Source organism: Chitinophaga sp. Hz27, assembly GCF_042263525.1.
Lineage (GTDB): Bacteria > Bacteroidota > Bacteroidia > Chitinophagales > Chitinophagaceae > Chitinophaga.
The window spans coordinates 297472-320056 of the sequence record NZ_JBHKFJ010000005.1 but is presented as its reverse complement, the minus strand read 5'-3'; the positions used below and the strand labels follow the sequence as shown (position 1 = coordinate 320056).

Here is a 22585-nt window from a genome sequence, read left to right as displayed (position 1 = left end):
GAAAGACGCGCAATCCTGCTGCTATGGCTATTTTTTCCTGAATAACTCATTGTCTCCATCTTTATTAGCTGAAACAAACTTGCCTTCCATTAAATTGGAGGAGAATAGAAAAGTTGTCACGAATAATGATCTTAAACAGAAACACTCATCGTTTCCATTCTTTCAAATTTGCCGGCTTTTTGCTGATACAGCAGAGGAGATATAGGATAAGATTCAGTATTGTAGCATTTCAAAGCCGTCTCCATTAAAGGTTGCAGCAGCTCTTTATTTTCAAATCCGGTAACCAGCAGAAGGTTCCTGTTGGAAACAGTCATGATTAAATTTTCTATTGGAAAATTTTCTTTAGACCAGCATTCTTCCAGCAGTATGAAACTGCTTTCATAGGTATTGTCGCATTTGAGGGAATAGAGTCCTGTCCGGAGTTGCGTAATCTTAACCTGTTTAAGTTTTTTACGCAGATTATTCAAACTGATGGTATGTATGGTGTGTATGTCTAGTCCAAGTGCCGGCAGCTCTTCAATGGTGAGGTAGCGGAATTGTTCTGCTGTATCCAATACATAGATGATGGCAAGATCGCTGTTATATTGGGCCAGGGCGAGGTGAGTCGAAGTACTGGAGGCGGCCAGCTTCTCCATCAGGTCAGCAGCATATTTTACGTTACGTATAATAGGAAGTATATCAGCCGTCTCCGGATTGGAATGCTGCTGGATATTGCTCATATGCGGCATGATAGTCAGTTTGGCTATCAGGGTGGATTTATTTTCAGGATGCTGCAGGTATTGGCGGTAGCTGTTATCCGTAAATATTTCGAAGCTATGATCTCCAAGATGGCCTCTGAGTGCGAGGTTGGGCGCCATTGTGAAATGGTATTGCGGATATTCCTGCCGGAGTCTTTCCAGGCATTCCATTGTAAAGCTGGCCTGGCTCAGCAGGGGCTCAGAGGAATTATGTTTTTGGGAACGCTTCCAGAGGTACAGCGCTAATGCTACCACTGCCACTGCACAGAAAATAATGTAGTATGCTACCATTTTGGCTGAATAAGGTCAACAAACTTACATCTTTTTTATGTACGGGAAAATATAGCTGCGTACATTTTACCTGACCTGAAAACGGAAGGCCTGTCGCCCAGGTATTTGCTGGATGCAAAGCCGTTATCCCTGAAAAGTTGTTGCAGTGCAGGATACTTTATAGGGTAGGGCACCCAGGTATTGGCGGCGTTGGTGTCGTACTCCACGATGAGGAACTGTGCATCCGTCGTCAGGTGCCTGGATAGCTGTCGTATCAGTGTATGCTTATCTTTTACATAGTGTAGGGAGTTAGCCAGGAGGATACCACGGAAATCTTTGGCAGGCAACTGTTCCTGCTCAAAATTCAGCTGTTTGGTAATGATATGGATATGATGTGGATTAGGAAAGGTATCCAATCTTACGGGCTGTTGATCTATGGCATAGATCGTACTTTCCGGTGGCAGGAGGTTAGCCAGCGCAAAAGTGAATAGCCCGCTGCCACAGCCAAGGTCGGCCCAGGTGCCTGCTGGATAAGTGTGTTTAATCAATGCAATCGCTTCCCGTAATTCCATTTTACTAAGGTACGCTATTCAGCAAAAAAGAAGAGCTGACTCAAAAGTATTGTGTCAACGCTCCTTCATATGACGACCTGATTATTTACTGGTGTTGTATGATTGTACGATAACATCAATGTTGTCCTTTGTCAGTTGACTGCCGTTGATAAACTGTACTACACTGGGTTTGTCGGCCAGGTATTCACTGAGGTCTGCCCGGAAATTTTTGTTTTTCGCTGGTACTACCAAATGGCCTGGCACACCTTTTTTGCTAAGTACAAAAGTGCTCGCAGGTAGTCTTTTGGTGTTGCGATTCTGGCTCGCATCAAGAGAAGCACTGAAGTCTGTAACATCGCCAAATAATGGTTTGGCCTGTTGGAAATAGACTACATAAAGGTTTAGGTCGCCCTGGATGCGGATTTCCGCGAAACATTTACCTGCTGTTTTGTTTACCAGAGATTTGGTCGGCAGTTTCACATTATCCAGTACGGTAAATAAAGCCTGATCACCGTCTTCATAAAATCCTATGCAATCCTCTGCAGTGATGGTGATGGCTTTGCTGTTTACATCTTCCCGGAATCGGAATCTATCTGGTGTATCGAAGGTGTATTTAATTAAGCCTTTCCTGATGGAAGAATCTTTCAGTAGATAATAGCCGGTACTAAAATAACTTTCGGTATAGATATTTTTTTTATCGGTAAAAATGCCTTGGGCTTTGGCGCTGGTATAGGACGCGCAAATGGCGATCATTGCTGCTACAGTAAATTTGCATCTCATGGGTACAACATTAATGGCGCAAGATACTGACTTTGATTCACCGGCAAATAAAAAAAGCCGGTCTCCAGAAGTGGAAACCGGCATTTACCCTAATTTATGAATGTTTATGCAAAAACCAATTATCGTGCGGCCGAAAAGGTGCCTGTAATGACCTCATCGCCGTTTTTATCTACTGCAAAAAGCTGCAATTGTGTATGAGCATCGTTTACGCTTCTAACCAGCAGGTAATTACTTTTAGTAGTTTTTACTACGAAATTTGGCAATGTCTGGAACCAGGCCGCAGGGTTCCAATAGCGCTCTACGTAGGTATACATAGCATTCCTTGACAGGTAATAAACGCATGGCGCTGCGGTGCTTCTGTTGACATACGCAGCAGTTACAGTACCTCCGAAGTTTCTGGCGCCAGTAATCTGGCTATCGAAGAATGCCATATCTTCCGGTGTAAACTGTTGGAATACCAGTTGTAACGCAGCTTTACTGCCATTCTTGAAAGTCAGGTTTACTGGATTGTCCAGCCACTGCGCCATAGGACTGTCGTCGGCAGTGAGAATATCTACCAGGTCATAATCAGCGTTGAACCATGCTAATGGTGTTTTCTGACGAACCAGTTTCAGTTGTGTACCTCCTTCTGGTGCGTAGATGGTTCCTTTGCGGTATGCCTGGATAGCAATGGTATCAGGCTTAGCATCTAATACTTTGAAATAGTAATCACTTACACCACCCAGTTCATAGAGTGTACTTATAACTGAGCCACTGGCAAAGCTAAGCAATGGAGAACCAGTAGCGCTGCTTAGTTGATATTGTTCAGGCGCACCTGGACCGGGGTATGGAGATTTAGTGGTGTATGTCTTTTTCGCAGTGTCGAAACGGAAGAGTATAGGCGTTGCCGTTACAATGCTGGTATCCGGATTAGGGATCAGCATCAGCCATCCGTTAGGTGCATCAGCGAGATACGATTCTATTTTTTTGTTCAACTCGGCCTGCTTTGCCGCAGTGCGGTCCAGGTCAATATCATTATCGTATTTAGTACAACTCACCACGCCAATGCAGAGTATCAGCAAAGCAAGTAATTGATGGGTTCTGCTCATTTTTCTTGATTTAAACATGATAGACTACTCAGGGTTGCAGTGTGTTGATTACTGAATCCAGCTTCACTTCCATGGCATGCAGGTCAATACCTTTGCTGGTATAAAAGTCGTACACCATCTTGTATTTCTTCAACAGCTTAGGATTCTGAGATGCCTGTTGCAGCACTATCGTTTTAGGATAGCGGATCATCGTTTCTACTGTTGTAGCAAAATCCTCTTCAGGAAGATAACCACCATAGGCCGTGAAGAAACCATCTTTACGTGCCTGCGCATCGGTATGACTTTGGAATTCCAGGTTATAATAAGTACCCTGGCTTACCTGATCATATCCTTTAGGACGGCCATATTTATGGTCCAGCTGGTGTGCATGTTCATGATAAACTGTGCATATATGATCCCTGATCCATGCCAGATCGAAGTCATAGCTATCTACTGCACCCATGCCTAATCTATAGTATTGTCCGTTCAAACCTGCACCGGCAGCGAGCCCGGAGTTGATAGAGTTGAAATGTATACCGGTGCCGATGGTCAGGTATTCGATGGGGAGTTCATTTTTACCAAATAGTGGTGCAAACTTAGCAATTGGCTCCAGCCACATATGTTGTACTACGTTCCTGGTATAAGGCAACACTTTTTTGTAAAGTGCAGGTACATAGAAGGTAGTAGGATCGATCACACGCGGATCAAATTTGTATACTACTGTAACGCCATAAGTTTTACGCAGCTGTAATATCAATGTATCCAGCGCATTTTGTGGCGTGCCGATAGGGAAGTAGTCGATGGTGTCGTTAATAATCGGCTGTTTATCTTTATAGCAGGAACTGAAAGTCACTGCTACAGCGGCCGCTATTATGGATAATTTAAAAAGCTTTTTCATACGCAAATAAGTTAACATTAACGAGGGTTCAGCTCACTGGCAATAGGTGTGTTCCTTTCTTGTTCCAGTCGCGGTATTTGAATGGCTTTACGTAAGTCGGCCACATCAAGTGTCGCTGCTGGCGCTTCATTTCTGCCAAGTCTATGCAGTACCTTAATTTTAAGACGTTTGATATCGAACCAACGTAAGCCTTCGTTGATGAATTCTTTTCTTCTTTCCAGCAGAACAGTATCCAGCAACGCCGTAGGCGCGATGTTTACGTCCAGTTTGGTATAAGGAGAATAGCGTTGTGCGCGTAATGCTTCGATGTCGGTGAGTGCATCAGCAACGGAACCATTATTCCTTAACAGGGCCTCTGCGCGGTTCAGTAACACTTCTTCCATAGAGAAATAAGGTGTTTTGATAGGCGTGTTATTGGGGCTGTTAGGCTGGGTAGCGTATTTAATGGCAATCACGCGCTGATCGATAACAGTACCTACAGATGTAAATACCTGTTTGCGCAGGTCATTGGATTTGTACAATGCATAAATGGAATCACTTGGGAAAAATCCACAAATACTGAAACCTGTTGGGGTAATTGGGCCCAGTGTTGCATTATATGCGAGCATGAGGATATTTGGATGAGAGGCCGGGTCCATGAATCTGTTGGCAAAGAAAGGAATACCGCTGGAGGTTTTATACGGAAGATCTTCCGTTAAAACTCTTACGCTGCGGCCTTTCTGTGCAATAACTGCGTCCGCATACTGTACGGCGCCTGCCCAGTCTCCTTTATAGAGCTTAACCCTGGAGAGAAAAGCATTGGCAGCGGCAATGGAGAAATGATAAGGGTTAGTGCTCACGGCGGATCCGCCCTGCTGGAGTAATGCCAGACCATCAGTCGCATCTGCTTCTACCTGGTCGTATACTTCTTTTACGGTATTACGTTTATAGTAGTTGATATTACCTCGGGCAACAGCAGTAACAATCGGTATCCCCAGACTCGTACCAGCGGTGCCGGCATCATAGTGTTGTCCGAAAAGATTTACCAATATAAAGTGGCAGTAGGCGCGGATCAGCTTTGCTTCTCCTTTGATGGCCGCTTTTTCTTCTGCGGTGCCGGTGGCTTTGTCAACGCCTTCCAGCGCCACATTGGCTACATATATTTTAGCATAGTACTCCGCATAGGCGCGCGCAGGGCCAGTGCCGGCATTATCAGGGTAATCATCTTTCCATAAATACATGGGCAGATAATACGTGATATTGGAAGCCTGTGCCAGTCCTGCATGATAGTCATAATCATCTGTAAGGATGTCTGTATACAGATCATGCCTTATCGGATAACCATTGACGAGTACTTGTGCATATTCTTTGGTCGTATTTAATGGTGCCCTGTTGTCGTATGGCTCCTGCGTGAATTTCTTACAGCTGCTGAAGGCCAGACTGCTCACAGCCAGGATTACAGCGGCATGCTTTATGGTGCTTTTAAATTGTTTCATCTGGTTTCTGTTTAGAATGAGGCATTCAGTTTCAGCGTATAGGTGGTAGGGTTAGGCAAGCTTACGCCGCTGATGATGCTCTGAGGGTCTACGCCTCTGAGATCTTTATCTGCCCAGAAATACAGGTTGTTGGCAGCCAGTGAAAGTCTTGCATTTCTGATAACCTTGCGCTGATTAGGTTTATAGCGTGGCACAAAATCATAAGAGAGATTAATCTCGCTCAAACGTAATACAGCTGCATTTACTACCATTACATCGCTTCTGTTGTATGCAAATTCACGCTCAATAAATGCAGAGCTATAGTATGCGTTCTGGATATTGGATACCAGGCCAGGAACGTTGGTATAAGCCTCGTCACCAGGAATGCGCCAGCGTGCCGCCACATCCTTCTGGGTAGCCATATTATCCGGATAGATACGGCTTACTATCGGGTTTCTGAATACCTTGTTACCAAAGCTATAAGTAAAGAAGAAGCGGAGTTCAAAGGCTTTATAGTTAAAGCTATTGGTGAAAGAACCAGTAACAGTAGGATCACGTGAACCCATATACGTAATCAGGCTGTCGTCTTGTGATGTCAGCAGGATATTATCCATGATGGCGCCTTTTGCACCATAGAATAATGGCTGACCATTGTTTTTATCCAGGCCGGCAAATTTATAGGCATACAGGCCATGTAATGGTTTGCCCTGCGCACCATAACCATCAGGAGAGGTTTTGTTGGTGAGCAATGGAGAGAAAGTACCACTGGTAACCGTATTCTTCACCTGACCAACGAGGATATTGAAATTCCAATGGAAGTCTTTGGTCTGGATGATGTTCTTGATACCGAGTGTAACGTCTATACCTTTGTTGTTCATGCTGGCCCAGTTGATGGTTTTGGTACCAAAGCCATCTTCGTAGGATACATTGCGATCAGCCACAAGGTCTTTGTTATCGCGGTTGTAGAACTCAGCTGTCAAAGTAAATTTATTCCATAATCCCAGGTCGATACCAAAGCTGGTGGTATAATCTCTTTCCCAGTTGAGGTTAAAGAGTTCAGGGTTGGTAATACGTAAGCCCAACTCATTATAGTTATCATCGCCACGGTTGTAGTTCTGATATCTTGCGTTGATAGCGGGAGAGTTCTGCCAGGCGGTACCACGGAGTGCATAGCTACCACGCACTTTCAGGTAATCGAAGGCAGTAACGGCTTCCATCCAGTTTTCTCTATGCACGTTCCAGGCAGCACCAATGCTGTAGGTAGGCAGGAAGTGATTTTTGGTGTCGGTACCAAACATATTGCTACCATCTACTCTGGCCGCGAGGTCCAGCATATATTTCTGTTGGTAGGTATAGTTGGTGTTGATGAAAAACGCGGTTTTATTTTCATGCGTGAAACCTTCCTGGTAGTATTGATCACCTCTTTGTAAAGCCTGACGGATGGCCAGTTCACTAGGAGAGATGATACGGCCTGAATAATATTGATATCCATAACCTCTTACATAGGAATAGTTCACTTTATCGGCGCCGATTTCGAAACCACCGAATACATTCAACTCATGCTTGTTGGCAAAGAGATGATTGTAGTTGAGTGCATGACGCATGGTAAGGAAAGTACCTCTGGTACTGCGCTGGTCAAGGATACCACCCAATGGCAGGATCGTTTGTGGGATCGCGTTAGGGTCATTCGGGTCTTTGTACAGCAGTGGGTTCATTTCAGCAATGGAGAGTGGGTTGTCCACACGGTAGGCGGCAGCAACGTTAGAACGTTCTGTCATCACGTGGTTGTTATCAGCAGACACTTTGCGGGCGGAGAGCAATGCCTCATAACGCAGGCCTGGCATGATCTTATAGTTCAGGCGCAGTGCGGTCCTGATCTCCTGTGATTTCAGGGTGTTGAAGTTTTCGTTCAGCTCTTGTAAGATGTTGAACGGTGCATAGTCACGGAGATAATATTTATAGTTACCATTTTCATCATAAGGCACCATGGCGCGGCTGGTGTTGGCGGCGTAGCTGAATGGGTTCAGCTCGAAGTCGCGGGTGGTAGCACCATTGGAGGTGGCGCTATTGAAAGTACCTGGTGCGAGCTGATCACGGTATGAGAAATTGGTAGAGAAGTCGATGTCGAGTTTCTTCGTAACGTTAACGGTACTACGGAAATTAACCGTATATCTGTTTACGTTATACCCGATAGCCTGTCCATCATCGTGGAGATAGCTTCCTGAAACGAAGTAGGTAGCGATATCGTTACCACCGCTCAGAGAGAGGTTATGTTCCTGTACGATGTTGTTGCGGAACAATACATCGAACCAGTTGGTATTAACGCCTCTCGCTTTGTTGAGCATGGCGTTGGCCTGATCTACGGAAATTTTACGTTGTGTGTATTGGTTGTAGATATCAGTAAAAGCACCAGTGCTGGAAGGGTAGTTGAGTACAGAGAGATAACCGTAGCGATAGAGTTCTGCGGAGAGGTCCATCTGCTCTTTGGAGTTCATTAGGTTGAAGGTGGCTACTTGTGGCTTCACGCCCAGTGTCCATGCGGTTCCGGCATTTACGACCAGGTCGCCTTTTTTACCTTTTTTAGTGGTAATGGAGATAACGCCGTTTGCAGCGCGGGTACCATAGAGGGAGGTAGCAGAACCATCTTTCAACACTACAATGTCTTCAATATCGTTAGGATTGAGGCCGGCAATTGCAGAACCCAGGAGGGCTGCAGGATCGCCGGAATAGAGTTGGTTGGGTTGAATATTGGCAGGGGAGGTAATAGGTACCCCATCTACTACGTATAATGGTTCCTGGTTGGCACTGATAGAGGCGCTACCACGGATACGGATCTTAGGAGTAGTACCGAAAGTAGAAGAAACATTTTCTACTGCCACGCCGGCAACGGCGCCTTGCAGCATGTGTGATACATCGCCAACGCCTGAACGCTGAATAAGCGATTTATCTACCTTACCAACAGAACCAGTGAAGGTTTCTTTGTTAAGTGACTGGAAACCGGTAACGATCACTTCATTCAACGCTTTTTCAGCAGGGCGTAAAGTGATATTCTGTGGTTTACCTTTGTGGACTACAATTTCGCGGGTAGTAAATCCTGGATGATAGATAACCAGTACATCTCCTTCGTTTGCCTGGATAGAAAACTTGCCATCGGCGCCGCTGCTTTGTGCGGAGGTAGACTTACCTTTTACGAAGATGGTAACGCCGGGAATAGGAGCGCCAGAAGAGTCGCTTACCTTACCTGTTACAGGTTCCTGCTGTATTACAATAGGAGTGGTAGTAGCAGGAGTGTGGTGGGTGGAGGCAGCGGAATCTGCATACACAAAAACAGAACTTTTGCCAATGGTATATTGCAGGCCTTGTTCTTTAACGGTAGCATCCATCACAGTACGTAGGGGCATGTCCGTTATATCCAGGTCTACAGGTTTCAATCCTTTGATCAGGGATGATTTACATACCACTGCAAAGGAAGTCTGTTTTTTGATAGACATGAATACCTGTTCTACGGGGATTCTTTTTCCTGAAATGGTCATGTTCTGCGTACTACCTCTTACACTGATATGTAAGCAGGTCAGCATGAATACAAAGGCCGCCAGTCTCTTCCATAGCGTACCTGGCCGGTCCTTGGGAGGACAGCCCACATAGGTGTGCATTTGCATAGATCGGGTTTAGTTTTGATTGATAAATGTTCCTACCCTTGGTTATTACACTAAAGGCATAGCACTACATTACCATACAGGATTTTTTTCTGTACAGATCATCGTTGTTATATTTCAACTTATTATAGCCTACAGTTTTCTGACAACCAGCTTTCTGCCATTGTCATCGATCTTAAATTTCAATCCAGATGCAGCCATGAACTCCAGAACGGTTGACAGGTTCTCACTTCTGCTGATCTCTCCCCAGAAGGTGATGTCAGGGATGACATCTTCATACACTACATCAATATTATACCAACGGGAAATCTGTTTCATTACTTCCGACAATGGCATATTGTGCAGGTTCATCATTCCATTTTTCCAGGCAAGGGTTCTGGCGGTATCTGCTTGTTGTACCAGTAAGGCGTTGTTGCCACTGTACTTCATTTCCGCCTGTTGGCCTGGTTTTAATATACTTTCATTGGTTGATACTATTGAGGGCTTCACCATTACCTTTCCGGTGATGAGGGTTACCCTGGCGGCCATATCATCCTGATAGGCGCTGATATTAAAGCTGGTGCCTAATACATTCACGATACCATCTTTGCTGCTACCGGTAGTGGAGGTGAAATGCACGCGGAATGGTTTGTTGACATCCTGTGCGATTTCAAAATATGCTTCTCCACTTACTTCTACGCTACGGTCTTTTCCATTGAAGGCTACCGGATAACGCAAGGTGGTGGCGGCATTCAGCCATACGCGGCTACCATCAGGCAGTTGCAGGTGATATTGACGGCCACGGGGCGTGGAGATACTATTGTATACCACTGGTCCGTTTTGTTGTTCACTTTTTTGTTGATAGGCCAGCTGCCCGTTTTTTAGTACTGCATTACCGGCTTTTTCCTGTTCCAGTTTACCATCTTTCAGACTGTCGAGCACCACGGTGCTGCCATCAGAGAGGGTAAGTATAGCGCCTTCACGGCCAGGGGCTGGGTCGGCCACCATGGCGATACTACCGGTATGGGCTATACGGGGTTGCATCCACTTAAACACGCTTATACCTGCTACAATGGCAGCAGCAGCGGCTACTGAACGCCAGGAGAAGAGGAGTGTCATTGTTCGATGACGACTATTTCCTATAATTCCTGCGGCCATTTTCCGTCGACTGTCCATGTTCAGGGAACCATCATCTTCGGTTTGTTCCCAGCTGGCTCTCAGCAGCTGATCCAGTTGGGCGGTGGCTTCCGGAGCTTCCATAAGGGAATCCAGTTCCTTACGTTCCTCGTCGGAGAGCGCCTGCCTGCAGGAAAGCTCAAATAGATATGCCAGTCTGGACGATTGATGTTCCAAGGTATTGCGGTTTTACACTATAAGGACAACAGGAATTTAAAAAAGGGGGTAGTGGGGGAGAAAAAAAATAAAATATTTTTTCACTTAGGCGTTCAGGTTAGTAGCGAGAAACCTGGCAATGGTTTGATTGGCCAGCTGCAGATAGGTTTTTACCGTTTCGCGGGAGATATTCAATTCGCCGGCGATCTGTTTATAGGTAAGGCCTTCGCGGCGATTGAGCAGCCATACTTTTTGTTGCTGGGGGGGTAACTTACTGATAGCGTTATCCACCAGGCTATGCTGTTCTTCAATTACTTGTTGCTCGTCTTGCTCGGGGCTTGTTTCCGGCTGTTGGCTAATCCAGGCCTGCCTTTGCTTGCGTTCCCGGGTCATTTTCTTTAGCTCGTTGAGCATACGATTACGCGAAATAACGTAGAGGAACGTACGAAAATTACGTATCTCTGCCAGCGTTTCTCTGGTTTGCCAGATTTGTGTAAACACGTCCTGTACTATTTCTTCCGCTAATTCTTTGTTGTCAAGATGTTTGCAGAGGAAAGTATAGAGCGGGCCTGAATGGATGACCACGAGGCGGGTAAAGGCTTTTTCATCGCCCTGGGCAACATGCAGTAGCAGCACAGATTCTATATAGTCATTCGCTGAGGGCAAGGGTTGATATTTATTAAATGGTATAGGGTACTGATGACAACAAGATAAAACAATTTATGTGAGTACATAGCCTAATTCTATGAGCGGTTCGGCTGGTTGGCTGCCGACTGGCCGCAGTGGTTAGTTGGCAGACTCCGAGTTTGTTTTATTGGCATTATAGATATCTTCCAGCATTTGCATTCTACGTTCCTGGCTGACAGCCTGGTTAAACAGCATAAGGTTGTATAGCAGGTGGTTATTACAGGCCATCAGGAAAGTGTTGGCCACTGGGCTGTTTGCGACTTCAGCTTCCCATATCAGGTAGCCTTTTTCAGGTGCCTGTTTGAGTAGTTTTACGTTCACTTTAGGCTCTTCACTGAGGTAGTCGGCCTGCCAATGGTAGTATGCCAGCGCTTTCACATAGTCGCCGGGGAGGTCTTTAGTTTCATCGAGGGCCTTATCTTCGAGAATCGTAACAGCGAGGCCGGTGCCTCTTTCATTCCTGAAAAAAACTTGTCTTGATTCTGCATTCACGCCATTGTATCGCCAGTCGCCAGGCAGCGTGATCATAGGCTTGAGGGCGGAGAATTTAAAGCTGGTGGTATCTTTGGTTTCCAGGAAGCGGTAGCAGTATTTTTGAGTGTTGCCGCTATCGGAGAGGCAGAGTTTTCCTTCGTTGAGGGTGCCTTCCAGCACGCGGGTGGAAATACCTTCCAGTTTGGTGTCAGTAGGGACTCCTTCGTTGCTGAGATGGATTTTTATCGAGCCGCCATCGACATCATAACGGCCACGCATACTGTATTTCCTGCCCCAGCCAAACCACTTGCTTACCGCTTCGGCATTGTCGCTGTTTACAAATTGTGCAATGGCAGTACCATCAATATAGAGGCGTAGGTAAGTATACACCTTGGATTTGCCGCTGCCCGCCGGACTAGTCTGCGCATAATATAAGCCGCCAACAGTTGGTGTTTGCGCTTGACTATATTGAAAACCAATGGATAATAATAGAATGAGTATACAAAAACGCATAAACGAATATCGATAAAAGCCACGGCGAAGATATCTTTTTAACCGATATTTTGCTGCATTTTACCGATTATGACCGGGGGCCAACCGAAAGCCTCTTTGTTAATAATAGCCAGGGATGCATATTTGAATATCTTTTTGCTTATGTTGTACCTCGCTGCGATCATCCTTACTAACATCCATCTGATCTACCATCAGCTGACCTCTAATATGGACTTGTATCCATTTAATAATATCCGTAATTATACACGGAGAGAGCGTATCCTGGAAGCAAGCATAAATTTCTTGTCAATGGGATTCCCGGTATTGGCGTTACTGTCTGGTTACCGGGAAATTGTGCTGGTGGCCTGCATCGAACTAGGACTGATGCTGGCAGGAGAGTTTTATACATGGTGGACAGCTTATTTCTTCGGACCAAGATTTGCCTGGCAGAAAAACTGGCAGGAGCTTTATACCCGTACATTCGGACAAACAATTATTATTCTTCCTTCCAGAGGCAAAAACCCTGTGCCTAACCTGGAGCATTGTATCCTGCATCTGCTTACCTTGTTATGTTTTGTAGGTTGTTTGTTGTATTACGTATATGGATAATGGAGTGAGATGATGTGCGTCTTACTGGATAAATTTATTTTTGCTGGAATTTATTTAAGTATCTTTCCCTGAAAGTCCTTTCTGGCTTGTACTACCGATATTTATATGCCGCTGCTCACACCTGGAGGCCGTGGTATACATATTTATATAAGCGAATAGTTACCTTCACTTTTTCTATACTTATTAGGTTGCTCAATGTAACTGGATGATGCATATCAAATTTATTCTGACTATACTAATTGTAGGCGCCTGGAGTGGAGGCTTCATTGTTGGATGTTATGCTGGTATCCAGACAAGAGATATTGATCTTGATACCGGCGCAAGGATCAAAACCCGCTGGGGTGGAAGGATCAGACAGCAAGAGCTAAAACAATTCAGAGATAGCCTCACCGATGAGATAATGTTGAAACGTATAAACAAGGCCATCAAGCTTCTAAATATTGCTGATGCCTTATTCTATGCATTTGTAGGACTCAGCCTGCTGCTGGTGAGCGCCATTTTAAAAGGATAGCTGTTAAGTTAGAATTACTATATGCATTATCGTGATTAGTATCTTGGATGGCTTATTTTTGTATCCTTGACCAATATCAATATTTTGCCGATATCTTAATAAAAATTTTATATGAAGAATGGCAGTCGCCTATGCCTGCGTATAACCGTTTGGGTTATCTGTATCATTTTTTTTAATCAACATAAAAGCTATGCGCAATCAACGCTAAAGCTGCAAAAACAGCAGCAAATAGCGCTCACTTTTATGAGCTACCTGGAGCAGAAAGACTTTGAGCATACCTTACCACTAATCAGTTCCAAACATAGGACCAGCGCGGAGTTTAAAAAGGCCTGGCTGAAAGCAGCTGAAGAGCTATCTGCGGTTACTCCGATCACAGTACCTTCCATTCGCATCATAACGAAACCAGGAGATCAGGCTGTAATATATTATTGTATAAGTACAAATAAGGCTAGAAATGAAGACCTATATAAAGTAGAAATAACATTTGCAAATGATACAGATACAGTCATTAGTAAACTGTTTTTTTCTAACAGGGCAGGCATAGTTGCGGAACAAATGTTTAGTAAGCCGGCCGTTTTAAAACCTGCAACTGGCGCACGCGTGCCTCTGCCACCACCAGTTCCTCCACCAGCAAGGTCAAAAGAAAAATAGGAATTTGATCAATACTGAAACGAAAAGATAGCTAGACGATGAATATTGAAATGGCATCACGTCAATATCTACTCAATAAAAATTCTATACTTATGCGTTACGGAATATTCTCGCTCTTACTACTAATTTCTTTGCTGACAATGTCAGTCTCTGCACAAGTGAAAAAGGCGGATCCGGTAAAACTACATTCACTTTTATAAAATTGATCCAAAAAAGTACCAGCTGAAGGATGAAGTATATAAATTTCCTAATTGACACTAAAGCGTTTTACTATCAGCGGCGCATTTTCTTATTGATAATTATAATAATTATTTCTGTGATAGCCTCTGCTCATTTGGAGCATAGTGTTACCAAAATAACCAAGATTAATGTTTTGGAAGACTCGACTGCCAAATACAAGGTATTGTATAATAGTAGTTCCAATATTGCGACAGACCTAAACCTCAATAGTATTCAGCGTTTTGTGGCTAAAACATTTGCGTTGCATCATCATGCCTTTCAACAAGCAGATGTGGATGCCTTGACGCAGTGCATCGACGAAGCGCTACTGAAACATGGCTACGGTCTCATAGCATATGAGCTACCAGATTGGGGAACACCTGATTTGGTTATAATTTCTATTGTTGTTTACCAAGTTCCTGGCACCGAAAAAATCATTCGAACTTTTAACCGGAACAAAAAAACAGAAACTGAAATAAAGCTGAACGGAACTACGACACGAAAAAGCGCTGCAGGAATAGACGAAATGGTAACAGTGGCGGCACAACTTATAGTAAAAGTGGAGGTAGAATACCACGCCAATGGCATTTTAGATGGTGGAAAATCGGATACACAAGCCATCCTATTTAAGACTAATGGTACTTTTGACGTAGCAGCCATGCACTCCAAATAGAAACACACATCTAATAAAATTAAACAATACTTTTTTTGTATGAGGAGATTTATTCTCGCCACCACAGCCCTACTGACCTATATAATATATGCCTGGTTTATCCTGTTTTACATTTTTGCGATTGACGCCGGCATCAGTGAAGATTACTATTTTAAATTTCAATTATGTGTTGGAGCCACTTTTCTTGCCTGGGCTTTGAAGGTCTGTACCAATATCCGGCTACGTTCCTTTCGCATCCTGATTACTGATACACTTTTAGCGGCTGCCACCTGCTTTATATTTAACAGTATTAATGCTATTCTAACTGGCATAGCGCTGCTCGCCACTGGCGCCGGGATTATCTATTTCTTTCGTAATGCGGTGAAAAATGAATTTGAATAATATGAGGAGCATGTTTCTTTATTCAAAAGCAATGTATTTAATGCTCTGCATATTATTGATTACAAAGGTAGCAGCTGCATATTCTTATCATAACCTGCAACCCAACCATGTTATATTGGTTAAAAGAACAGATACAATACCGGCATATCAAGATATGAATACCTCCACTTGTAATATAGAGATGGATGTCAGGCAATCCAGGATCAATGATTTTGTGGCTAAACTTTTAGCAAAGCATGACAGGCGCTTAAAAGACAAGGATAATCAGGCCCTGACTACCTTCATCAAAAACGTTTTTGAAAACACGGCCGGATCTGGAAGTGCTGTTTATGAATTAGCAGAATTAGGTATCAATGACAGGGTGTATATATCGATTGATACTTATGAAGCGGTTAATACAGAGCGTGCGCTGGGTACGTTTATGTATATTGAGGAATCAGAAAAGGTTTATACTCACAAAGGTAAAGATCATTCGTCATCGACAAAAAATCAAGGTCAGGCCACCCATGAATGGAAAAACATTGCCGCTAAGCTGATGATAAAGGTCTCCGTAACGTATGAAGGGAGGGGTTTCTTTGATAAAGACAAAAGAGACGAACAATCCATCGTATTTAAAACCGATGCCACTTTCGACCGTAGAAATTAACTGTCATGCATAAATACTTACTCTTTCTCCTGATATGCTGTTGGTCCTGCCAGTCCAATCATGAACAGAAGAAGCATAACCAGCATCCAGTGGATACGGACATCCCGCATATCGTGTCTCTGCTAACATCCACCAATTTCCTGGACCTGGATAAAATTGCTGCCCTGCAAGACTATAGGATCGTTCAAACAGATGAAAGTGATCCGGAAGGTAGCAACGCCTCCTGGATCGCTTTTTCCTATTGTAAAAATGAACAACTCAGTTTCTGTGCGGAGTCTAACTGGTTAAATAACCTGGCCTTAGATCGGGTAAGCTTTTATGATGAGCATTTATCAATAAATAAGGACCTTCATCCTAAGGCCTTATTCAAGGATATCAAGGCTTATATAGATACCATTCACCACAAGAATTTCCCCGACGGTACCCTGGAGTATTATTTTAAAGATGATAATCGATATGTATTGTCTTTTGATGTCAGTGATATTCCCGATCTTTACTATGGTGCTGCATCTGTTCATGATATTCCGGATACACTAAGGGTTTGTCAGATCACTTATTTCCCGGCAATCAGGCACTAGGGGCAGCCGTTTAGCAACGTAGTATTTATTGTTGATCCACAAATTGTTCTCATGAAAATCTGCGCTGGTATAATGCTGATCATTTTCCTGGCGGCCTGTAATCATAGCGGGCTTAAAATGCCTTCTGCTGCCATGGAAATCCAACACGATACTATTACGGACCCGCTGGAGCAAATCCCCTTCGAATTAAAATATGATCCAGTCATCAAGGTAACCCCAGATATCTTTGAAAAAGGAAGCAAAGGCACTGGCTCCGTATTATTATATATTGATACCGCTGGCATGATCATTAGCTACAGAGTTAACCAGGCTGCTATCAGCAAGAACGGTGTAGAGACCTACAGTTACAACTATGATACGGATGCAGACAGCAACAAAACGAAAAAACTACTGCCGCTGCTAGATAAATTTGTGAAATCAATTAAAACAGAGAAAATAAGCGAGCCACCTTCCAATGAAGCAATGGTATTCATGGCTGTCTGCAACTTTGAATAAATTGCTGCTGTTTTATCCAAAGAAATTAATCCACCAGGCGTAGAGGTTCATGTAAATAAATGAATACCTTCGCCACCACGACTTTTATTAGCATTTTGAGGTAGACCAACTGTAGCAGTTTTGTTCCTGAGCTGAGTATTAATATTTTAGAGCACCAACGAGCGCACAAATACCGGTAATTATTGATAAAAACTTATCTCCTATGAAGAAAATCAATTTAAATTTTAAATCTTTATTTCTCCTGTATGCCTGTGGCCTGGCACCAATTTTCTTGTTTTGTGGTATAATGAGCCTTTTTGGCGTCGCTACTGTACAATGGGATGGACGAAACCAGGTGGGTATTCAAGGCTTGATATTTTCTATATTCTTTATACCAATATTTGCAGGGGCTATCACAATTCTTAGCTGGGTGGTGCTCAGATTAGGGCATTTCATCTTCAGAACATGCTTCAAGAAGGCTATGCATCACATCGAGCCACAGGAAGAAGAAATCTTCTTTGATGCAGATACTACCAAAAGCTAGTTTACTTCGGCAAAAGTATATTTATGCTGATTGTCTATCTTCGCGTTCTGTAAATTTATCTGGTCTACATGAAGTTTAGCTATTTACCATTTTGCCTTTTCCTGTTTGCTGCTTGTAATTTCGGTAATAAACAACCGCAACAGGTGGCATCAACTCCTGTTATCGATACGCCAAAAGTAGCGGTAGATACCACCATGAACTTCCCGGAAATCGCTGCTATCCCTTCAGGAGATCATTTTCCCGGAAGCCTGTCTTCCTTAGGTATCTGCCACCCCGAAGAGTTTAAAAGTGCTGATACCGCCAGCAAATGGTATGCTATCTACAGAACAGACAGCAACTATTATTATACCTCCATACTGCTACAATTCAGCAGGGTAGATGATCCTGTACTCGAAGGTGAAAAAGGATGGCAGATAGATGCGCCAAATACCAAAGACTCTGTAATCAGTTTGGTTAACGCTGTCCCAGCATTGCAGGAAGGTATTATCCCCGCCATTAGCCTACGTAATACCACGCTAAAGCCGGGCGATACCATTGCATTTAAGTTCAATGGCGCTGACTATAAATTATACGCCACCGGCAATACTGTTAAGAGGCCTGGAGATGAAACCATCTATCATTACCGGCTTTTCCTGGTAGGTATGAAAGATGGCGGGCAGATAACACAGCTGCTGGTACAACACAGCTACCTGGATGACAGCATCCCCGAGATAATGCTGGCAGGGGATATGGATGGTGATGGCTTCCCCGACATACTCATGAACACCACTTACCATTATAACCTCTACAGGCCTACGCTTTTCTTGTCGTCCGGGCGCAGTAAAACAGAACTCTTACATGTTGTTGCTATGAATGATTTCGTAGGTTGCTAAAATGATCTTCACTACCATAAATACAAAATGCCATCAAATGATGGCATTTTGCGTTTTGCAACCGTAAGTAAAATTGTGTGTTGAAATAGATTACCCCGGTCAGCTTTTTTCACAGTTTACTGTTACATATTTTTCAAGCCTTTATAATTATCTTCATAAGCGCTATAGATGCCTGGATCGCGTAATAACAGCTCCGTTTCGCAGTTGTTTTGCAAGGCGTTCTGCGTAAAGTTATGTGAGCCGGTAACGACCATGCGTACACGCTGATGTTGGTATTCTCCATCTATCATCATAAACTTGCTATGGATGTTCTGACGCGGCCTGGACTTGTCTTCCAGGTTCAGCATCTTTACATAAGCGCCTTCTTTTTCCATCTGCGCTATCTCATCGATAATGCTGTCGTCGATTTTATTTTTAACAACCAGCTCAATCTTAGCACCTTTTTTCAGCAGCTCATGTAGCTTCTGGGCCACGTTTAAGCGACTGTTAACCCAATCAGACATTCCCACACGAACGGTAGTATTGGCAGGATCTGTGATATCATTCAGTATGTCGATAATGAAATCATCGCCAGTAAATGCACCATTCTTACGCATAGGCAAGAAACAGGCGCGGATGCCAGCGACATCATCATTATATTCTTTATACTGATAATTCTTCATGCCGGATACTGCACGCGATTCCATATCTGTCCAGTAGTTCAGATAGGCTTTATATAATCCTTCCTGTTGCAGTACTACGGCATCCTGTACTTTTTTAGTATCGGCTTCGGTGAAGTTGTGCGAGGTCTGAAACACTATATTGGCGGCAGTATCCCGGTCTGTTACCAGTTTAGAGAAGAGAATAAATTTGTTATGATTGATAGCAGATTTACTGGCATCATTGTAGAAAGATTTAGCCACCAGGTTTGCACCGGCATGCTGTAATTCGCGGATTACAGGCTGGTTCTGTTCCTGGGTTTCTTCTCGGCTGATGTCTATCAGCACAAATACATGCACGCCTCTGTTAGCGGCGCGCTTCAAGGCATTGATAATACCTTTATGATCGAAGCCATAGGCAGACATATGTATCGCTGCCTCCGCAGGAGTGGCGTCTATCAAGGAAATAGCCCTGTTCATGATCAGTGGCGACGATATCCCTGCGCCCACCACATCAGGGGCCGTAAATACCGCAGAAGGAAAGCTGATATGCACCGGCACTACTTTGCCGCCTTCAAAATACATCGCCTCACCTTCCCGGCAACCCAGGAAAGTGATAGCGAGTATATACAGACAAACTTTAAAGATCTTCACAACTAGTGATTTAATTTTTCATAAACTGCTATATCCTCAATGCTCAGTCTTCCATTCAGGATGCTGGTACCATTGGTAGTACCGAGTCCCAGCTTATTGATGCGGAAACGTACCGGCTGCTGGATATCCATCAGGAAAGTAGCTGTTTTTGCCACTGGGCCGGCATCGCTGATATCTTTGCCGATCTGCTGCCAGGTCACGCCCTGGTCAATAGAGTATTCCAATCTCCAGGTGGAGCTGGCATCGGTATAATAGGAGCCATAGGATAATGTCAGCTTAGAGGCGCCATTAGGCAAGTCAAATTTCATCATCACATATCCGGAAGTGGTGAGGTTCTGCTGCATACGGATACACTGCTTACCTGCAGGATTATATCTGTCGCGGTCTTTGGTGTTAGCCAGGATAGCCTGGTCCAGTCGCCATAAACCTGTTTTCAGCGTCACATCAGCGGCAGCATAGCTACCTTTAACGCTGGCATCCGGACTTTCAAAATCTTCAGGGAAAGAGAAGTAAAGCGGGCCACTCTGATTGGTAACATCACCAACTGTGCGCAGTGTCAGTGTTTTGCTGGTAGTGCTATCTGTTACGTTGCCTTTAGCATTGTAATACATCGGGATGCCCGTAAAGGTGGCACTGGCAGGAATTTTCTCGGCCGCAAAAGTAGCAGTACTCAGTGTGCGCAAGTAAAGGGAAGAATCAATCCCATCTGTAATCCCTTTGACACCCTCATACACGTCAGCGGCGCCAGGCAATTGCTGGAAACCGCCGTTAACCTGTACCAGCGTTGCTTCATAGCTGCTAAAGTTTTTCGATAACTCCGACATAGAAATACTTCTACGTATAGGCGTTACATTTTGTTTTACCAGCTGGATCTTAGTGGCATTTACATCTATCAGTTGTAAAGCGCCCTGGTAGTTGCGCAGCGTAGCGCCATCCACATTTACCACCAACGAATCACCAACAGTATATGGCATGGCAGTTTTTTCGCCTAGAGAGATAAACACGCCTCTCAGGTTTCCACGGCCGTAATTCTGTATGGCAAAGGTGCCAGCAGGGAGGTTGTTGCCTCTGTTGTCAGATACCACCACACCAGAGATCTGGTAAGCACCGGAAAGATTATCGGTGCTTACTTTCACATCGTGTCCTTTATAAATACTGCGTAATACTTCTATGGATGCCAGTGGACTCAATGTGCCATGTGCATAGTCGATATCTTTTTTCAGACATCCGATGAATGGCATCACCGCAAATACCAGCGCCGGTATATAGAAACGTTTCATGTTTTTTTGCTTTTACTGGTAATGATTAATTTTTATTCCACCACATTTTTATGTTGATATCATCGCCACCCATCGCTGCTACTGCTTTCTGGTAGTTGGATTTGTTGAGTGACTGTACTGCCACCGGATATTTGAAACGTGCTGGCATCTCACCATTGTTTTTCAGGCCCGGACCTTTAGGCAGCACCGGATGTCCGGTACGACGATATTCTATCCACTGCTGGAAGTCAGTGAAGAAAAGCGAATAATATTTCTGCACCATAATCATTTCCATTTTATCTTCCTGTGTCAGATTGGGGTTCCACTTAATACCGTCTTTGGTGAGGTAACCAGTTGGCAACGCAAAGCCCCAGAGTGTAATACCTGCTTCCACGCCATTGTTATAGTACGTTGCAGGATCACCGCTGATATAACCTTTCACTGCAGCTTCTGCCAGTATGAACTGTAGCTCGCTATAGTTCATGATATTACCGAGTAATGGTTCATCTTTCAGGGCAGCGAGGTAATAGGATTTACGCTCAGGTACTGCGCCTGGTGCATAACCACTTTCTGCTCCTTCATAGGCGCCGTTCACGGTGCTGGCCCACTTGGCAATGCGTGGGTCATTCCATTCTATCAGGTTATTAATAAAAAAGGTTGTCAGGCCATTATCGCCATTAAAATCATAATCCCTGTAAGTATTGAATGCAGAGGTATATGGCGCAGTTGTAGTAAAGCGCAGGATAGCAGATTCCGTATTGCTGGTGAAGATAGGGTAGGTGCCTGGTGTTTCTACGATCTGCTTGATCTTAGCAGGTGCATTCATCTCTGCCTTACCCGATACACGCATGAGTAAACGGAGGTAAAGACTATTACCAAATTTTCTCCACTTGGTAATATCACCTGCATACATAGGGTCTAGCGGTGCGTTATCAGTAGGGAGAGTTTGGTTTGCAGCCAGCAAAGTATTGGCATCTTCCAGTCTGGCAAACAAATCGGTATAGATATCTTTCTGTGCGTCAAACTTAGGCTGGAAAACAGTATCACGGCCTTTATTGGCTTCTGAATAAGGCACATCACCGAATACGTCCGTCAGCAGGGAAACTGTCCATACGTCCAGGATCTCACCTATAGCCATATACGATTTATTATTGATGCCCTTTGCGCCGTTATACATGTCCAGGAAATTGGTACGTTCGGTGTACCAGCTGGACCACATGTTATCTGACTCGCTGGGACGTATCACATAACGATGGATCTCATCGGAGTTGATCATGGTCACGTGATCCTGCATCAACTCATTGGTGAGACGCAGGGCCCTTGTCTGGTTGTTATTTACCATAGAGTAAATAGCTGGCGCCAGCAAGGTTTCTGGTGGTGCTATATCAGAAGTATTTGGATTAGTATTCAGTTTTACAAAATCCTTGGTACAGGAAGTACCTGCCATTGCGGTGGCTAATAAGATGCTATATGTTGTTATCCTGAAGTTTTTCATGATA

23 protein-coding genes are annotated in these 22585 nt (G+C 44.1%); 10 read left to right on the top strand and 13 right to left on the bottom strand.

Features of this window, described 5'->3' with window-relative positions; genetic code table 11:
- Nucleotides 1-131: 131 nt before the first annotated feature.
- From ACE38W_RS13345 to ACE38W_RS13300, 10 genes are all read right to left on the bottom strand, one after another.
- On the bottom strand, nt 132-1028 hold the full coding sequence (locus ACE38W_RS13345) for a DUF1444 family protein (RefSeq protein WP_375831562.1): 897 nt from the start codon (nt 1026-1028) through the stop codon (nt 132-134).
- Nucleotides 1029-1063: 35 nt separating this feature from the next.
- Complete coding sequence (locus ACE38W_RS13340; RefSeq protein ID WP_375831560.1) at nt 1064-1579, bottom strand: class I SAM-dependent methyltransferase; 516 nt, start codon at nt 1577-1579, stop codon at nt 1064-1066.
- 81 nt (nt 1580-1660) lie between these two features.
- Nucleotides 1661-2338, bottom strand: a complete 678-nt coding sequence (locus ACE38W_RS13335) for a hypothetical protein (protein ID WP_375831559.1) — start codon at nt 2336-2338, stop codon at nt 1661-1663.
- Nucleotides 2339-2457: 119 nt separating this feature from the next.
- The gene (locus ACE38W_RS13330; protein WP_375831557.1) at nt 2458-3426 is read right to left on the bottom strand and encodes a hypothetical protein; all 969 of its coding nucleotides are present in this window, start codon (nt 3424-3426) and stop codon (nt 2458-2460) included.
- Between the two features lie 28 nt (nt 3427-3454).
- Nucleotides 3455-4303, bottom strand: a complete 849-nt coding sequence (locus ACE38W_RS13325; RefSeq protein WP_375831556.1) for a putative zinc-binding metallopeptidase — start codon at nt 4301-4303, stop codon at nt 3455-3457.
- 17 nt (nt 4304-4320) lie between these two features.
- Nucleotides 4321-5778 carry a RagB/SusD family nutrient uptake outer membrane protein gene (locus tag ACE38W_RS13320; protein WP_375831555.1) on the bottom strand — a complete coding sequence of 486 codons (1458 nt, stop codon included), beginning with the start codon at nt 5776-5778 and terminating at the stop codon, nt 4321-4323.
- Nucleotides 5779-5789: 11 nt separating this feature from the next.
- A complete protein-coding gene (locus ACE38W_RS13315; RefSeq protein ID WP_375831553.1) occupies nt 5790-9416 on the bottom strand; it encodes a SusC/RagA family TonB-linked outer membrane protein in 3627 nt (1208 codons plus the stop codon).
- Nucleotides 9417-9545: 129 nt separating this feature from the next.
- Nucleotides 9546-10745: a FecR family protein gene (locus ACE38W_RS13310; protein ID WP_375831551.1), complete on the bottom strand. Its 1200-nt coding sequence runs from the start codon at nt 10743-10745 to the stop codon at nt 9546-9548.
- 84 nt (nt 10746-10829) lie between these two features.
- Nucleotides 10830-11390: an RNA polymerase sigma factor gene (locus ACE38W_RS13305; RefSeq protein ID WP_375831549.1), complete on the bottom strand. Its 561-nt coding sequence runs from the start codon at nt 11388-11390 to the stop codon at nt 10830-10832.
- A 120-nt stretch (nt 11391-11510) separates the two neighbouring features.
- The gene (locus ACE38W_RS13300) at nt 11511-12398 is read right to left on the bottom strand and encodes a hypothetical protein (protein WP_375831547.1); all 888 of its coding nucleotides are present in this window, start codon (nt 12396-12398) and stop codon (nt 11511-11513) included.
- 141 nt (nt 12399-12539) lie between these two features.
- On the opposite strand from ACE38W_RS13300, the gene ACE38W_RS13295 reads away from it, so the two are divergent.
- The 10 genes from ACE38W_RS13295 (at nt 12540) to ACE38W_RS13250 (ending at nt 18535) form a co-directional block, all read left to right on the top strand.
- Complete coding sequence (locus ACE38W_RS13295; protein ID WP_375831545.1) at nt 12540-12986, top strand: hypothetical protein; 447 nt, start codon at nt 12540-12542, stop codon at nt 12984-12986.
- 205 nt (nt 12987-13191) lie between these two features.
- Nucleotides 13192-13497 carry a hypothetical protein gene (locus ACE38W_RS13290; RefSeq protein ID WP_375831543.1) on the top strand — a complete coding sequence of 102 codons (306 nt, stop codon included), beginning with the start codon at nt 13192-13194 and terminating at the stop codon, nt 13495-13497.
- Between the two features lie 111 nt (nt 13498-13608).
- Entirely contained in the window at nt 13609-14148 is a 540-nt protein-coding gene (locus ACE38W_RS13285; RefSeq protein WP_375831541.1) for a hypothetical protein, read from the top strand.
- Nucleotides 14149-14521: 373 nt separating this feature from the next.
- Entirely contained in the window at nt 14522-15040 is a 519-nt protein-coding gene (locus tag ACE38W_RS13280) for a hypothetical protein (protein WP_375831539.1), read from the top strand.
- A 39-nt stretch (nt 15041-15079) separates the two neighbouring features.
- Nucleotides 15080-15421, top strand: a complete 342-nt coding sequence (locus ACE38W_RS13275) for a hypothetical protein (protein WP_375831538.1) — start codon at nt 15080-15082, stop codon at nt 15419-15421.
- A gap of 10 nt (nt 15422-15431) precedes the next feature.
- Nucleotides 15432-16067: a hypothetical protein gene (locus ACE38W_RS13270; RefSeq protein WP_375831536.1), complete on the top strand. Its 636-nt coding sequence runs from the start codon at nt 15432-15434 to the stop codon at nt 16065-16067.
- A gap of 5 nt (nt 16068-16072) precedes the next feature.
- Entirely contained in the window at nt 16073-16645 is a 573-nt protein-coding gene (locus tag ACE38W_RS13265) for a hypothetical protein (protein ID WP_375831534.1), read from the top strand.
- 51 nt (nt 16646-16696) lie between these two features.
- Nucleotides 16697-17140, top strand: a complete 444-nt coding sequence (locus ACE38W_RS13260) for a hypothetical protein (RefSeq protein ID WP_375831533.1) — start codon at nt 16697-16699, stop codon at nt 17138-17140.
- 202 nt (nt 17141-17342) lie between these two features.
- Nucleotides 17343-17663, top strand: coding sequence for a hypothetical protein (locus tag ACE38W_RS13255; protein WP_375831532.1), 321 nt, complete (start codon nt 17343-17345; stop codon nt 17661-17663).
- A gap of 68 nt (nt 17664-17731) precedes the next feature.
- Entirely contained in the window at nt 17732-18535 is an 804-nt protein-coding gene (locus ACE38W_RS13250) for a hypothetical protein (protein ID WP_375831531.1), read from the top strand.
- A 122-nt stretch (nt 18536-18657) separates the two neighbouring features.
- Here ACE38W_RS13250 and ACE38W_RS13245 read toward each other — a convergent pair whose 3' ends face one another.
- The 3 genes from ACE38W_RS13245 to ACE38W_RS13235 are packed head-to-tail and all read right to left on the bottom strand — an operon-like array spanning nt 18658 to nt 22581.
- Complete coding sequence (locus ACE38W_RS13245; RefSeq protein ID WP_375831529.1) at nt 18658-19827, bottom strand: phosphatidylserine/phosphatidylglycerophosphate/cardiolipin synthase family protein; 1170 nt, start codon at nt 19825-19827, stop codon at nt 18658-18660.
- 2 nt (nt 19828-19829) lie between these two features.
- Nucleotides 19830-21107: a DUF5689 domain-containing protein gene (locus ACE38W_RS13240; protein WP_375831527.1), complete on the bottom strand. Its 1278-nt coding sequence runs from the start codon at nt 21105-21107 to the stop codon at nt 19830-19832.
- Between the two features lie 25 nt (nt 21108-21132).
- On the bottom strand, nt 21133-22581 hold the full coding sequence (locus ACE38W_RS13235; protein WP_375831525.1) for a SusD/RagB family nutrient-binding outer membrane lipoprotein: 1449 nt from the start codon (nt 22579-22581) through the stop codon (nt 21133-21135).
- Between the last annotated feature and the right edge of the window lie 4 nt (nt 22582-22585).